Here is a 13,979-nt window from a genome sequence, read left to right as displayed (position 1 = left end):
TATGTATACTGCGCCGGTGACCGCGGAGTCATCGCGAAGCACCACACTGCAATGAGTCTTTCAGGCCTAGAAAGGCTGAGCCGTTACCCCGGCTCGACCGCTTGACGCTCTACTGATGCATTCACATCACCGCGAAGAACCTCGACTTTCGGCTCATTGTTCACTGTGAACGAAAGCGCCTACCCTGCGCATCTCGAGAATCTGAGCACGCTCAGCAAAGAAGAGAGTTAATCCGAAATGCCCACCCGTTCGAAGATCATCTATACCTTCACCGACGAAGCTCCGGCCCTCGCCACCTATTCACTGCTGCCTATCATCGAAGCGTTCACCGCTCCGGCTGATATCGCTGTTGAGACGCGCGACATCTCTCTGGCAGGCCGAATCCTTGCCAGCTTCCCCGAGCAATTGGGTGCCAAGGCCGTAGCGGACCACCTCGCCGAATTGGGCGCCCTGGCCGTTACCCCTGAAGCCAACATCATCAAGCTGCCTAACATCAGCGCCTCGGTCCCGCAATTGCAGGCCGCGATCAAAGAACTGCAAGCGCAGGGCTTCGATATCCCGGATTACCCCGAGTCAGTCACCACTGATGCCGAAAAAGACGTCAAAGCGCGTTACAGCAAAGTCATGGGCAGCGCCGTAAACCCGGTACTGCGCGAAGGCAACTCCGACCGCCGCGCACCGCTGTCGGTGAAAAACTACGCACGCAAGCACCCGCACAAAATGGGCGCCTGGGCCGCAGACTCCAAGTCTCACGTGGCTCACATGAGCGAAGGCGACTTCTACGGCAGCGAAAAAGCAGCCCTGATTGAAGCCCCGGACAGCGTCAAAATCGAATTGATTGCTCAAGACGGCACGACCACCGTCCTGAAAGAAAAAACGGCCGTACAGGCCGGCGAGATCATCGATTGCTCCGTCATGAGCAAAAAAGCCCTGCGCCAGTTCGTAGCGGCCGAAATCGAAGACGCCAAGAAACAAGGCGTACTGTTCTCGGTTCACTTGAAAGCCACCATGATGAAGGTCTCCGACCCGATCATGTTTGGTCAGATCGTGGCCGAGTTCTACAAGGACGCGCTGGAAAAACACGCTGACGTCCTGAAAGAAATCGGTTTCAACCTGAACAACGGCATCGGCGACCTGTACGCCCGCATCAAGGCCCTGCCGGCAGACAAGCAAGCCGAAATCGAGGCGGACATCCAGGCGGTCTACGCCATTCGCCCTGCGCTGGCGATGGTTAACTCCGACAAAGGCATCACCAACCTGCACGTGCCGAGCGACGTCATCGTCGACGCCTCGATGCCCGCCATGATCCGTGACTCCGGCAAAATGTGGGGCACCGACGGTCAACTGCACGACGCCAAGGCCGTGATCCCGGATCGCTGCTACGCAACCATCTACCAGGCGGTTATCGAAGACTGCAAGCAACACGGCGCCTTCGATCCGACCACCATGGGCAGCGTGCCAAACGTTGGCCTGATGGCCCAGAAAGCCGAAGAGTACGGCTCCCACGACAAGACTTTCCAGATCAAGACCGATGGCGTGGTTCGCGTGAGCGACAGCAACGGCAACGTGTTGATGGAACAAAAAGTCGAAGCGGGCGATATCTGGCGCATGTGCCAGGCCAAAGACGCGCCGATCCGCGACTGGGTCAAACTGGCCGTCAACCGCGCTCGCGCCAGCAACACCCCTGCTGTTTTCTGGCTGGACCCACAACGTAGCCACGACGGCGTGATGATCGAGAAAGTTCAGGCTTACCTGAAGGATCACGACACCAGCGGCCTGGACATTCGCATCATGTCCCCGGTTGAGGCCATGAAGTTCACGCTGGAGCGCACCCGCAAGGGTCTGGACACCATTTCGGTGACCGGTAACGTTCTGCGCGACTACCTGACTGACCTGTTCCCGATCATGGAACTGGGCACCAGCGCCAAAATGCTGTCGATCGTTCCGCTGATGAATGGCGGCGGCCTGTTCGAAACCGGCGCAGGCGGTTCGGCACCCAAGCACGTACAGCAACTGCTGGAAGAAAACTTCCTGCGTTGGGACTCGCTGGGTGAATTCCTGGCACTGGCTGCTTCCCTGGAGCACCTGGGCACGACCTACAACAACCCGAAAGCGTTGGTGTTGGCCAAAACCCTGGACCAGGCCACTGGCCAGTTCCTCGACAACAACAAATCGCCATCGCGCAAAGTTGGCAATATCGACAACCGCGGTAGCCACTTCTACCTGGCTCTGTACTGGGCACAAGCCCTGGCAGCCCAGACCGAAGACAAAGACTTGCAAGCCCAGTTTGCCCCAGTGGCAAACGCCATGGCCGAGAACGAAGCAACCATCGTTGCCGAACTCAACGCCGTTCAGGGCAAGCCGGTCGACATCGGTGGTTACTACCACGCCGATGCCGACAAGGTCAGCAACGTTATGCGCCCTAGCGCCACACTGAACGCGATCATCGCTTCGGTGTAAGAGCAACACCGCAACACCGCAAACCCCGGCCCACGACGCCGGGGTTTGTGTTTTTCGGCTTCCCACTGTCGACACTTGCAGAGGTTGGGGTTGGCACACACTTTCTGTAGGATCCAGAACCCACCCCCCTTCAAGCCGAGCACATTTTATGGAATGGAAACCCCACATTACAGTTGCCACGGTCGTCGAAGACCATGGTCGCTTCCTGATGGTCGAAGAGCTCAAGCACGAGCGTGCTGTGCTTAATCAGCCTGCCGGGCATCTGGACCCCAATGAAAGCCTGATCCAGGCCGCGATTCGCGAGACCTTCGAAGAAACCGGCTATGACGTTGAATTGACTGGCGTGATCGGCATTTACCTGTACACCGCCCCCAGCAATGGTGTGACCTATCAGCGCGTGTGCTTTGCAGGCAAAGTGCTCAAGCATCACCCCGACTCACCGCTCGATACCGGGATTATTGGCCCGCAGTGGTTGACCCGCGACGAGTTGCTCGCACAACGCCACCGCTGGCGCAGCGAACTGACCTTGCTGTGCATCGACGATTATCTGGCCGGCAAATTGTTTGACCTCTCGTTAATCCGCCCTTCGGTTTAGCCTTGAGCGCTCGGGCCTGCTAGAATCGCGTCCTTTTTCAAGACACTCATTGAAACCCTATGCGTGATCCAGCCTTAGTCGCCCCCGAAAAACAGCGCGTCATTGTCGGCATGTCCGGCGGTGTTGACTCTTCCGTTTCCGCCGTTCTGCTCATGGAGCAGGGCTATCAGGTGGAAGGCCTGTTCATGAAGAACTGGGAGGAAGACGACGGAACGGATTACTGCACCGCCATGGATGACCTGGCAGACGCCCAGGCCGTGTGCGACAAAATCGGCATCAAGCTGCACACCGCCAATTTTGCCGCCGAATACTGGGACAACGTGTTTGAACACTTCCTGGCCGAATACAAGGCCGGACGCACGCCTAACCCGGACATCCTGTGTAACCGTGAAATCAAGTTCAAAGCGTTTCTCGACTACGCCCTGATGCTTGGCGCCGACCTGATTGCCACCGGCCACTACGTGCGCCGTCGCGACATCGACGGCCGCACCGAGCTGCTCAAGGGCCTGGACCCAAACAAAGACCAGAGCTACTTCCTGCACGCAGTGGGCGGCGAGCAAATTGCCCGCACCCTGTTCCCGGTCGGTGAACTGGAAAAACCCGAAGTGCGCAAGATTGCCGAGCAACATGGCCTGGCGACCGCCAAGAAGAAAGACTCCACCGGTATTTGCTTCATTGGTGAGCGCCGTTTCAGCGATTTCCTCAAGCAATACCTGCCCGCTCAACCGGGCGAGATCAAAACCACCGACGGCGAAGTCATCGGCCGCCACCACGGCCTGATGTATCACACCATTGGCCAGCGGCAGGGCCTGGGTATCGGCGGCCTGAAAGACGCCAGCGACGAGCCGTGGTACGTGCTGCACAAAGACCTCGAAAACAACGAGCTGATTGTCGGCCAGGGTAACGATCATCCCTGGCTGTTTTCGCGCGCCCTGCTCGCGTCGGAGATTTTCTGGGTCAACCCGATCAACCTCGACAGCCCGCTGCGCCTGACCGCCAAAGTGCGCTATCGCCAGAGCGATCAGCCCTGCACGCTGGAAAAAACCGCCAGCGGCTACCGCGCGACCTTCGATGACCCGCAACGCGCCGTTACACCCGGCCAGTCAGTGGTGTTCTACGATGGCGAAGTGTGCCTGGGCGGCGGCGTGATCGAAGTGGCCGAACCCTGGAACCACAAGGGCGAACAGGCATGAATGCCACCCAGGAACAACTGATCGCACTCGGCGGGGTTTTTCTGGCTGCCGTGCTGGTGGACAAAATCGCCCGCACCGGTCAGGTCGGCGAAGCGGATCTGGCCTGCATGCTTGGCACATTGCTGGTGCGCGACCCGAAAGACACGCTGGAAGTGTTTGGCGGTGACGACATCAACCTGCGCGAAGGTTACCGGGCCCTCATTGGCGCCCTTGAACGCGACCCCAATACGTTGCAGCGCGAGCCTTTGCGCTACGCCCTGTCGATGCTCAACCTGGAGCGCCAGCTGGCCAAGCGTGACGACATGCTTGAACTGATCGGCAAACGCTTGCCGCAGATCCAGTCCCAAGTCGAGCACTTCGGTCCGGCCCATGAAAACGTCGTGGCGGCCTGTGGCGCACTGTATCAGGACACCCTAAGCACGCTGCGCCAGCGCATTCAGGTCCACGGCGACATGCGCAACCTGCAACAACCCAGCAACGCCGCCAAAATTCGCGCACTGCTGCTGGCCGGGATCCGCTCGGCACGCTTGTGGCGCCAATTGGGCGGTCATCGCTGGCAACTGGTATTCAGCCGTCGCAAGCTGCTCAAAGAGCTTTATCCGATGCTGCGCGGCTAACACCCGCCAGAACGCACACCTTTGTAACGTCGCTTCGCGTATGACGCCGGTCACTTGGCAACGGACCGGCCGTTTTTTTCATGTATGATACGCGCCCCATTTCGTTGCCCGACTGTCCGAGAACACCCCATGAAGCTCTCTTCGCTCACTGCGGTTTCCCCTGTTGACGGCCGCTACGCCGGCAAAACCCAGGCCCTGCGCCCTATTTTCAGCGAGTACGGCCTGATCCGTGCCCGTGTATTGGTTGAAGTTCGCTGGCTCCAGCGCTTGGCTGCCCACGCGGCCATCCCGGAAGTCCCGGCCTTCTCCGCCGAAGCCAACGCCGTTCTGAATGAACTGGCCGAAAACTTCTCTCTGGAACACGCCGAACGCGTCAAAGAGATCGAGCGCACCACCAACCACGACGTCAAAGCCATTGAGTACCTGCTCAAGGAACAGGCTGCCAAGCTGCCGGAACTGGCCAATGTCAGCGAATTCATCCACTTTGCCTGCACCAGCGAGGACATCAACAACCTGTCCCACGCGCTGATGCTGCGCGAAGGCCGTGATGAGGTGATGCTGCCACTGATGCGTCAAACCGCTGAAGCCATCCGCGAACTGGCCATCCGCTTTGCCGACGTGCCGATGCTGTCGCGCACCCACGGTCAACCGGCGTCGCCTACCACCCTGGGTAAAGAACTAGCCAACGTGGTTTACCGCCTGGAGCGCCAGATCGCTCAAGTGGCCGCCGTACCGCTGCTGGGTAAAATCAACGGCGCCGTGGGCAACTACAACGCCCACCTGTCGGCCTACCCGCAGATTGACTGGGAAGCCAACGCCCGCGCCTTCATCGAAGACGAACTGGGCCTGGGTTTCAACCCGTACACCACGCAGATCGAACCGCACGACTACATTGCCGAGCTGTTTGACGCCATCGCGCGCTTCAACACCATCCTGATCGATTTCGACCGCGACATCTGGGGCTACATCTCCCTGGGCTACTTCAAGCAGCGCACCATCGCGGGCGAGATCGGTTCATCGACCATGCCGCACAAGGTCAACCCGATCGACTTCGAAAACTCCGAAGGCAACCTGGGGATCGCCAACGCGCTGTTCCAGCACCTGGCCAGCAAACTGCCAATCTCCCGCTGGCAGCGCGACCTGACCGACTCCACCGTGCTGCGCAACCTCGGCGTGGGCTTTGCTCACAGCGTGATCGCGTACGAAGCCAGCCTCAAAGGCATCAGCAAACTGGAGCTCAACGCCCAGAAAATCGCTGCTGACCTGGATGCCTGCTGGGAAGTGCTGGCGGAGCCGATCCAGACCGTCATGCGCCGCTACAACATTGAAAACCCGTACGAGAAGCTCAAAGAGCTGACGCGCGGCAAGGGCATCAGCCCTGAAGCACTGCAGACGTTCATCGATAGCCTGGAAATGCCGGAAGCGGCCAAGGCCGAGCTGAAGCTGCTGACCCCTGCCAATTACATCGGCAACGCGGTCGAACAGGCCAAGCGCATCTGAGTGCTGTAACGACCTACTAACGCCCGGCCGTGCCGGGCGTTTTTATTCCCGAATACAAAGCGCAACTTTTCAATAGGTTACACATGAATCCTGATCTTCCTCTTCAACTTCTGGGCGGCATGACTGCACGCGAATTCATGCGCGACTACTGGCAGAAAAAACCGCTGCTGATCCGACAGGCAATCCCTGACTTCGAAAGCCCGATCGATGCCGACGAACTGGCCGGTCTGGCACTTGAAGAGGAGGTCGAATCACGACTGGTCATCGAACACGGCGAACGCCCGTGGGAGCTGCGCCGCGGGCCTTTTGCCGAAGATGAGTTCGGCAAACTGCCTGAACGCGAATGGACCTTGCTGGTGCAAGCCGTCGATCAGTTCGTGCCCGAAGTGGGCGAGCTGCTGGAGCACTTTCGCTTCCTGCCGAGCTGGCGTATTGACGACGTGATGATCAGCTACGCCGCACCCGGCGGCAGCGTCGGCCCGCACTTCGATAATTACGACGTATTCCTGCTGCAAGGGGCTGGCAAGCGCCACTGGCAGATCGGCCAGATGTGCGACTCCGACAGCGCCCTGCTGGAACACGCCGACCTGCGCATCCTGGCAGACTTCCAGGCCACCGATGAGTGGACACTGGAACCCGGCGACATGCTGTATCTGCCGCCACGCCTTGCCCATAGCGGTGTAGCCGTGGACGACTGCCTGACCTACTCGGTCGGTTTCCGCGCCCCGAGCGCCGCTGAAGTACTGACCCACTTCACCGACTTCCTCAGCCAGTACCTGCCGGATGAAGAACGTTACACCGATGCCGACGCACAACCGGTCAGCGACCCGCATCAGATCCAGCGCGATGCGCTGGACCGCTTGAAAGGCTTGCTCGCTGAACACATGAGCGATGAGCGCATGCTCCTGACCTGGTTCGGCCAGTTCATGACCGAGCCACGCTATCCGGAACTCGTCGTAGGCCCCGAGCTCGAAGAAGAAGACTTGCTCGGCAGTCTCGACCAGGGCGCGGTATTGATCCGCAACCCGAGCGCCCGCCTGGCCTGGTCCGAGGTGGATGAAGACCTGCTTCTGTTTGCCAGCGGACAGAGCCGCCTGCTGCCGGGCAAACTGCGCGATCTCTTGAAAATGATCTGTGCCGCCGATGCCTTGCATGCCGAAAACCTCGGCCCGTGGCTGGCAGATGAAGATGGCCGCAACCTGCTGTGTGAATTGGTCAAACAAGGAAGCCTGGGGTTCGCTGATGAATAAAATTCGCGTACGTGTCGCCGACTGGCAAAAGGATAACGCCGAACTTCGACGCATCCGTGAAGCGGTGTTTATCAACGAACAGCACGTTCCGCCCGAACTGGAGTGGGATTCGGACGACAGCAGCGCCGTACACTTTCTGGCCTTTGAAGGCGATTTCGCCATTGGCACGGCCCGCCTCCTGGCGGATGGCCAGATAGGCCGCGTATCCGTCCTCAAGGACTGGCGCGGACTGAAAGTCGGCGACGCCCTGATGCAGGCCACCCTCGAACAAGCCGAAGAACGCGGCTTGAAAGAGGTGAAGCTGAGCGCACAGGTGCACGCCACGCCTTTCTATGAGCGGCTCGGGTTCAAGATCGTGAGCGACGAGTTTCTGGAGGCGGGCATTCCGCACGTGGACATGGTGCGCTGCGCCTGACACGCGTGAACGCTGCTCCTGAATAAAAAACGCCCTGCCATCGTCGGATCGCAGGGCGTTTTGCTGTGTGTCATTCAACCTCGTCACATTTAGGCCGACAAACTGGCACACTGCCTTCATCCCTTTTCAAGCCTTGCGGAGATAACAGACATGGTCTTACGCCCACTCATCGCCGGTCTGATGATGCTGTTGAGCCTCAGCGCCCTTGCCGACACCCAAGTCATCACACTGAAAAACCGCACCAGCGCGGACTTACTGCCGGTGGCCCAGAACTTCATCGGCAAGGACGGCAACGTCACCGTTTACGGCAATCAACTCATCGTCGAGGCCCCGACCCAGAAAATCCAGGGCCTGGAAGACTTGCTCAGCCAGCTCGACACGCCTGCGCGCCGTTTGCTGATCACCGTCGATACCAGCGATACCAACCTGCCTGACAGCAACAGCAATACGCGGGTCTACAGCACCGCCAGCCGTGACGGCGGCGTTCAGCAGATTCAAGCCACTGAAGGTGTTCCCGCCTTGATCCAGACAGGCCAAAGCATTCCCCAGACAAGCACCCAGACCGATGCATACGGACGCCTCTCGGCACAAACCGCTTATCGCAACGTGACCAAGGGTTTTTACATCACCGCCAGCGTTACAGGTGAAACGGTACACCTGGCGATCAGCACCAACCGCGACCGCATGAGCCAGGAACAGCCGGATGTAGTGAACGTGCAAAGTACCGACACACAGGTCAGCGGCCCCCTCGGCCAATGGATCACAGTGGCGGGCATCAGCGGCCAGAACCTGGCTGGCCAGCAGGGCCAAACCCGCACCTACTCGACTCAAAGCCGGGATGACATGACATTGCGGGTCAAAGTCGACGCACTCGACCCAAAAGGCCAAAACTGACTGACGGGTCGTATTAGACCAAATATGTAGTGCCACAGAAAAAGCACTACAAAACGTTTGACGACTCAAAAAAGCGAAGGCATGATGGCCCCGCTCCCGCCGATCAGAGCCCTGCAAAGCGCCCCTGACCGCTAGCGAGAAGCCATTCACGCACGTATACGAACAAAATGGTTGTGTGCCTGGTGGAGCAAAAATTTTTCAACCCAGACCTATGCGACGAGGTTTATCACCATGGCACTGACACGCGAACAGCAAATTGCAGCCCTCGAGAAAGACTGGGCCGAAAACCCACGCTGGAAAGGCGTGACTCGCGATTACTCCGCTGCTGACGTGGTCCGCCTGCGCGGCTCGGTTCAACCCGAGCACACCTTTGCAAAAATGGGCGCCGAAAAGCTGTGGAAACTGGTGACTCAGGGCGCACACCCGTCCTTCCGTCCTGAAAAAGATTTCGTCAACTGCATGGGCGCCCTGACCGGGGGCCAGGCAGTACAACAGGTTAAAGCCGGTATCCAGGCTATCTACCTGTCGGGCTGGCAAGTGGCGGCAGACAACAACTCTGCCGAATCCATGTACCCCGACCAGTCGCTGTACCCGGTGGACTCCGTTCCAACCGTGGTCAAGCGCATCAATAACTCGTTCCGTCGCGCCGACCAGATTCAGTGGAAATCCGGCAAGAACCCGGGCGACCAAGGTTATATCGACTACTTCGCCCCCATCGTGGCAGACGCTGAAGCCGGTTTCGGCGGCGTACTCAATGCCTACGAGCTGATGAAAAACATGATCGAAGCGGGCGCTGCAGGCGTTCACTTCGAAGACCAACTGGCGTCGGTTAAAAAATGCGGGCACATGGGCGGCAAGGTATTGGTTCCCACCCAGGAAGCCGTACAGAAGCTGACTGCGGCCCGACTGGCTGCCGACGTTGCAGGCGTACCGACCATCATTCTGGCCCGTACCGATGCTAACGCTGCCGACTTGCTGACTTCCGACTGCGATCCGTACGACAAGCCATTTGTCTCCGGCGAACGCACGAAGGAAGGCTTCTACAAAGTGCGCGCTGGCCTGGATCAAGCGATTGCCCGTGGCCTGGCCTACGCGCCGTATGCCGACCTGATCTGGTGTGAAACCGCCAAGCCTGACCTGGACGAAGCGCGCCGCTTTGCTGAAGCGATCAAAAAGGAATACCCGGACCAGATTCTGTCCTACAACTGCTCGCCTTCCTTCAACTGGAAGAAAAACCTGGACGACGCGACCATCGCCAAATTCCAGCGCGAACTGTCGGCAATGGGCTACAAGCATCAGTTCATCACCCTGGCTGGCATTCACAACATGTGGCACAGCATGTTCAACCTGGCGCACGACTACGCCCGTAACGACATGACCGCCTACGTGAAGCTGCAAGAGCAGGAGTTTGCTGACGCCGCCAAGGGTTACACTTTCGTTGCGCACCAGCAGGAAGTGGGCACCGGTTACTTCGATGACATGACCACCGTGATTCAGGGTGGCTCGTCCTCGGTCACCGCCCTGACCGGCTCGACCGAAGAAGAACAGTTCCACTGATTGCCCGGCAACCAGTGAAACGACGGCCATTGCCTCGCCTGTAAAGAACAAACGCAATGCCTTGAACATAACGCCCCGACTGGTTCGGGGCGTTTTTTTATCTGAATTTCGTCAAGATCCGTCCGCACGTCGACGAAAACCTGATCCAGGTCCATAAATCGAAAACAGAATCAGGTTAGAAAACCAAGTTCGAAACTTGCAATGGCTACATATATAAGCCAACTTGCGCAGGCAGGCTAAGCTGTAAAACAACAGATTCAGATTTAAACGATATTCATTATCATTTGGGCGTCGCATTGTTCATTGCAGCGCAAACAAAACATCATCGCTGAAATAAGCTGTAATGCCCGTGCCACGTGGCCTACGTAGACTTTGGAGGAAGCTATACCACTAAAGGACTGAATTTATTCATCTTAGAAAATTTACTTGCTGGGTGTTTAGCCATAAAATCTCGCCCATCAATTGCGCTGCGACATATCGTCACTGCTTTATTACCTTTTTGAGCTCAGAGACATTGGCTCTCTGTTAAGGATTACCAGCATGCCCGAAGCGACAGGACTCATAGCCCACAACTGGGGCTTTGCCATTTTCCTTCTCGGCGTTGTCGGCCTTTGTGCCTTCATGCTTGGCGTCTCCAGCCTCCTCGGGTCAAAAGCCTGGGGCCGCAGCAAAAACGAACCGTTCGAGTCCGGCATGCTACCCACCGGTGGCGCCCGCTTGCGGCTCTCAGCCAAATTCTATCTGGTCGCGATGCTGTTCGTGATCTTCGATATCGAAGCCCTCTTTCTCTTTGCCTGGTCTGTGTCTGTTCGCGAAAGCGGCTGGACCGGATTCGTCGAAGCTCTCGTTTTCATAGCAATTCTGTTGGCAGGCCTTGTCTACCTATTTCGGGTGGGTGCTCTTGATTGGGCACCGGAAGCTCGTCGTAAGCGGCAGGCCAAGCTGAAACAATGAGGCTTTGGCGATGCAATACGAACTCACCAGGATCGACCCGGATGCTCCTAACGAGCAGTACCCGATCGGCAAACGGGAAACCGTTTCCGATCCGTTAGAAGATCAAGTCCACAAAAACATTTTCATGGGCAAGCTTGAAGACGTGCTGAACGGCACGGTCAACTGGGGGCGTAAAAACTCCCTGTGGCCGTACAACTTCGGCTTGTCGTGCTGCTACGTGGAAATGACCACCGCCTTCACGGCGCCCCACGACATCGCGCGCTTTGGCGCCGAAGTTATCCGGGCCTCGCCGCGTCAGGCGGATTTCATGGTTATTGCCGGTACCTGCTTCATCAAGATGGCGCCGATCATTCAGCGCCTCTACGAGCAAATGCTTGAACCTAAATGGGTCATTTCCATGGGTTCGTGCGCCAACTCCGGTGGCATGTACGACATCTACTCCGTGGTTCAAGGGGTGGACAAGTTTTTGCCCGTGGACGTTTACGTACCCGGCTGCCCACCCCGCCCGGAGGCTTTCCTGCAAGGCTTGATGCTCTTGCAAGAGTCGATTGGCCAGGAGCGTCGCCCACTTTCCTGGGTCGTTGGCGAGCAAGGCGTGTACCGCGCCGAGATGCCATCGCAAAAGGAACAGCGCCGCGAACAGCGTATTCAGGTGACCAACCTGCGCAGCCCCGACGAAGTCTGATCCAGCCCCGCTTCTTTTTATAGAACGAGACACTGGCTTCATTCTTTACGTTGAACGAAAGCGATAAAAAACCATGACTACAGGCTCCGCTCTGTACATCCCGCCTTACAAGGCTGACGACCACGATGTGGTTGTCGAACTGAATAACCGTTTTGGTCCTGATGCATTCACTGCCCAGGCCACGCGCACCGGCATGCCGGTGCTTTGGGTTGCCCGCGCCAAACTGGTCGAAGTCCTGACCTTCCTGCGCAACCTGCCAAAACCCTACGTCATGCTCTATGACCTGCACGGTGTCGACGAACGTCTGCGCACCAAGCGTCAGGGCCTGCCGTCGGGTGCCGATTTCACCGTCTTCTATCACCTGATGTCGCTTGAGCGTAACAGCGACGTCATGATCAAGGTGGCCCTGTCCGAAGGCGATTTGAGCCTGCCGACCGTGACCGGGATCTGGCCGAACGCCAACTGGTACGAGCGGGAAGTCTGGGACATGTTCGGCATCGACTTCGCCGGGCACCCTCACCTGTCGCGCATCATGATGCCGCCGACCTGGGAAGGTCACCCGCTGCGCAAGGACTTTCCTGCGCGCGCCACGGAGTTCGACCCGTACAGCCTGAGCTTGGCCAAAGTCCAGCTCGAAGAAGAAGCCGCACGCTTCAAGCCTGAAGACTGGGGCATGAAGCGTTCCGGCGAGAACGAGGACTACATGTTCCTCAACCTGGGCCCGAACCACCCTTCGGCTCACGGTGCCTTCCGCATCATCCTGCAACTGGACGGCGAAGAAATCGTCGACTGCGTGCCTGACATCGGCTACCACCACCGTGGCGCCGAAAAAATGGCTGAGCGCCAGTCATGGCACAGTTTCATTCCGTACACCGACCGTATCGATTACCTCGGCGGCGTGATGAACAACCTGCCGTATGTGCTCTCGGTAGAAAAACTGGCAGGCATCAAAGTGCCGGACCGGGTCGACACCATCCGCATCATGATGGCCGAATTCTTCCGCATCACCAGCCACTTGCTGTTCCTGGGGACGTACATCCAGGACGTGGGCGCCATGACCCCGGTGTTCTTCACCTTCACCGACCGTCAGCGCGCCTACAAAGTGATCGAGGCGATCACCGGTTTCCGCCTGCACCCGGCCTGGTACCGCATCGGCGGCGTCGCCCACGACCTGCCAAATGGCTGGGATCGCCTGGTCAAGGAATTCATCGACTGGATGCCCAAACGTCTGGACGAATACCAAAAAGCCGCGCTGGACAACAGCATCTTGCGTGGCCGTACCATCGGCGTTGCCCAGTACAACACCAAAGAAGCCCTGGAATGGGGTGTCACCGGTGCTGGTCTGCGGTCTACCGGGTGCGACTTCGACCTGCGCAAGGCGCGTCCGTATTCCGGCTACGAGAACTTCGAGTTTGAAGTGCCGCTGGCGGCCAATGGCGATGCCTATGACCGTTGCATCGTGCGTGTCGAAGAAATGCGCCAGAGCCTGAAAATCATCGAGCAGTGCATGCGCAACATGCCGGCCGGCCCGTACAAGGCGGACCACCCGCTGACCACGCCGCCGCCCAAAGAGCGCACCTTGCAGCACATCGAGACCTTGATTACGCACTTCCTGCAAGTTTCGTGGGGCCCGGTAATGCCGGCCAACGAATCCTTCCAGATGATCGAAGCGACCAAGGGCATCAACAGTTATTACCTGACGAGCGACGGCGGCACCATGAGCTACCGCACCCGGATTCGCACCCCAAGCTTTGCCCATTTGCAGCAGATCCCTTCGGTGATCAAAGGCGAAATGGTCGCGGACTTGATTGCTTACCTGGGTAGTATCGATTTCGTTATGGCCGACGTGGACCGCTAAG

General features: G+C 58.3%; 12 protein-coding genes. All 12 read left to right on the top strand.

The annotated features are described in order from the left end of the window. The first annotated feature begins 237 nt into the window (after window positions 1–237). The 12 genes from IF654_RS08520 (at window position 238) to nuoC (ending at window position 13,978) form a co-directional block, all read left to right on the top strand. Window positions 238–2,460 (top strand): NADP-dependent isocitrate dehydrogenase, encoded by a 2,223-nt coding sequence (locus IF654_RS08520; RefSeq protein ID WP_047282596.1) that lies wholly within the window; start codon window positions 238–240, stop codon window positions 2,458–2,460. 148 nt (window positions 2,461–2,608) lie between these two features. Then, complete coding sequence (locus IF654_RS08515; RefSeq protein WP_047280447.1) at window positions 2,609–3,055, top strand: NUDIX hydrolase; 447 nt, start codon at window positions 2,609–2,611, stop codon at window positions 3,053–3,055. A gap of 59 nt (window positions 3,056–3,114) precedes the next feature. Further along, window positions 3,115–4,248: a tRNA 2-thiouridine(34) synthase MnmA gene (gene mnmA / locus IF654_RS08510; protein ID WP_047274320.1), complete on the top strand. Its 1,134-nt coding sequence runs from the start codon at window positions 3,115–3,117 to the stop codon at window positions 4,246–4,248. Beyond that, window positions 4,245–4,865: a high frequency lysogenization protein HflD gene (gene hflD / locus IF654_RS08505; protein ID WP_047274318.1), complete on the top strand. Its 621-nt coding sequence runs from the start codon at window positions 4,245–4,247 to the stop codon at window positions 4,863–4,865. Before mnmA ends, hflD begins: the two co-directional genes overlap by 4 nt. A 129-nt stretch (window positions 4,866–4,994) precedes the next feature. After that, window positions 4,995–6,365, top strand: coding sequence for an adenylosuccinate lyase (gene purB, locus IF654_RS08500; RefSeq protein ID WP_047274316.1), 1,371 nt, complete (start codon window positions 4,995–4,997; stop codon window positions 6,363–6,365). 83 nt (window positions 6,366–6,448) lie between these two features. Continuing rightward, the gene (locus tag IF654_RS08495; protein WP_047280448.1) at window positions 6,449–7,615 is read left to right on the top strand and encodes a ribosomal protein uL16 3-hydroxylase; all 1,167 of its coding nucleotides are present in this window, start codon (window positions 6,449–6,451) and stop codon (window positions 7,613–7,615) included. Continuing rightward, window positions 7,608–8,030, top strand: a complete 423-nt coding sequence (locus IF654_RS08490; RefSeq protein ID WP_047274314.1) for a GNAT family N-acetyltransferase — start codon at window positions 7,608–7,610, stop codon at window positions 8,028–8,030. The genes IF654_RS08495 and IF654_RS08490 overlap by 8 nt, the downstream gene beginning before the upstream one ends. 150 nt (window positions 8,031–8,180) lie before the next feature. Beyond that, on the top strand, window positions 8,181–8,924 hold the full coding sequence (locus IF654_RS08485) for a secretin N-terminal domain-containing protein (RefSeq protein ID WP_194862588.1): 744 nt from the start codon (window positions 8,181–8,183) through the stop codon (window positions 8,922–8,924). A 231-nt stretch (window positions 8,925–9,155) separates the two neighbouring features. Continuing rightward, window positions 9,156–10,481, top strand: a complete 1,326-nt coding sequence (gene aceA / locus IF654_RS08480) for an isocitrate lyase (protein ID WP_047274311.1) — start codon at window positions 9,156–9,158, stop codon at window positions 10,479–10,481. Between the two features lie 540 nt (window positions 10,482–11,021). Continuing rightward, window positions 11,022–11,435 carry an NADH-quinone oxidoreductase subunit A gene (locus IF654_RS08475; RefSeq protein ID WP_003446990.1) on the top strand — a complete coding sequence of 138 codons (414 nt, stop codon included), beginning with the start codon at window positions 11,022–11,024 and terminating at the stop codon, window positions 11,433–11,435. 10 nt (window positions 11,436–11,445) lie between these two features. Beyond that, window positions 11,446–12,120, top strand: a complete 675-nt coding sequence (locus tag IF654_RS08470; RefSeq protein ID WP_019412096.1) for a NuoB/complex I 20 kDa subunit family protein — start codon at window positions 11,446–11,448, stop codon at window positions 12,118–12,120. A gap of 73 nt (window positions 12,121–12,193) precedes the next feature. Continuing rightward, window positions 12,194–13,978: an NADH-quinone oxidoreductase subunit C/D gene (gene nuoC / locus IF654_RS08465; RefSeq protein WP_047274306.1), complete on the top strand. Its 1,785-nt coding sequence runs from the start codon at window positions 12,194–12,196 to the stop codon at window positions 13,976–13,978. Window position 13,979 lies beyond the last annotated feature (1 nt).

Origin of the sequence: Pseudomonas lundensis, from assembly GCF_015377145.2 — a bacterium.
Classification (GTDB): domain Bacteria; phylum Pseudomonadota; class Gammaproteobacteria; order Pseudomonadales; family Pseudomonadaceae; genus Aquipseudomonas; species Aquipseudomonas lundensis.
Note: the sequence above shows the minus strand (reverse complement) of the source record. Positions and strands in the feature narration are given on the sequence as shown.

What these genes read in the sequence shown, in the direction of transcription:
- IF654_RS08520 (WP_047282596.1), top strand. Translation starts at nt 238, where the DNA reads ATGCCCACCCGTTCGAAGATCATCTATACCTTCACCGACGAAGCTCCG.
- IF654_RS08515 (WP_047280447.1), top strand. Translation starts at nt 2,609, where the DNA reads ATGGAATGGAAACCCCACATTACAGTTGCCACGGTCGTCGAAGACCAT.
- mnmA (WP_047274320.1), top strand. Translation starts at nt 3,115, where the DNA reads ATGCGTGATCCAGCCTTAGTCGCCCCCGAAAAACAGCGCGTCATTGTC.
- hflD (WP_047274318.1), top strand. Translation starts at nt 4,245, where the DNA reads ATGAATGCCACCCAGGAACAACTGATCGCACTCGGCGGGGTTTTTCTG.
- purB (WP_047274316.1), top strand. Translation starts at nt 4,995, where the DNA reads ATGAAGCTCTCTTCGCTCACTGCGGTTTCCCCTGTTGACGGCCGCTAC.
- IF654_RS08495 (WP_047280448.1), top strand. Translation starts at nt 6,449, where the DNA reads ATGAATCCTGATCTTCCTCTTCAACTTCTGGGCGGCATGACTGCACGC.
- IF654_RS08490 (WP_047274314.1), top strand. Translation starts at nt 7,608, where the DNA reads ATGAATAAAATTCGCGTACGTGTCGCCGACTGGCAAAAGGATAACGCC.
- IF654_RS08485 (WP_194862588.1), top strand. Translation starts at nt 8,181, where the DNA reads ATGGTCTTACGCCCACTCATCGCCGGTCTGATGATGCTGTTGAGCCTC.
- aceA (WP_047274311.1), top strand. Translation starts at nt 9,156, where the DNA reads ATGGCACTGACACGCGAACAGCAAATTGCAGCCCTCGAGAAAGACTGG.
- IF654_RS08475 (WP_003446990.1), top strand. Translation starts at nt 11,022, where the DNA reads ATGCCCGAAGCGACAGGACTCATAGCCCACAACTGGGGCTTTGCCATT.
- IF654_RS08470 (WP_019412096.1), top strand. Translation starts at nt 11,446, where the DNA reads ATGCAATACGAACTCACCAGGATCGACCCGGATGCTCCTAACGAGCAG.
- nuoC (WP_047274306.1), top strand. Translation starts at nt 12,194, where the DNA reads ATGACTACAGGCTCCGCTCTGTACATCCCGCCTTACAAGGCTGACGAC.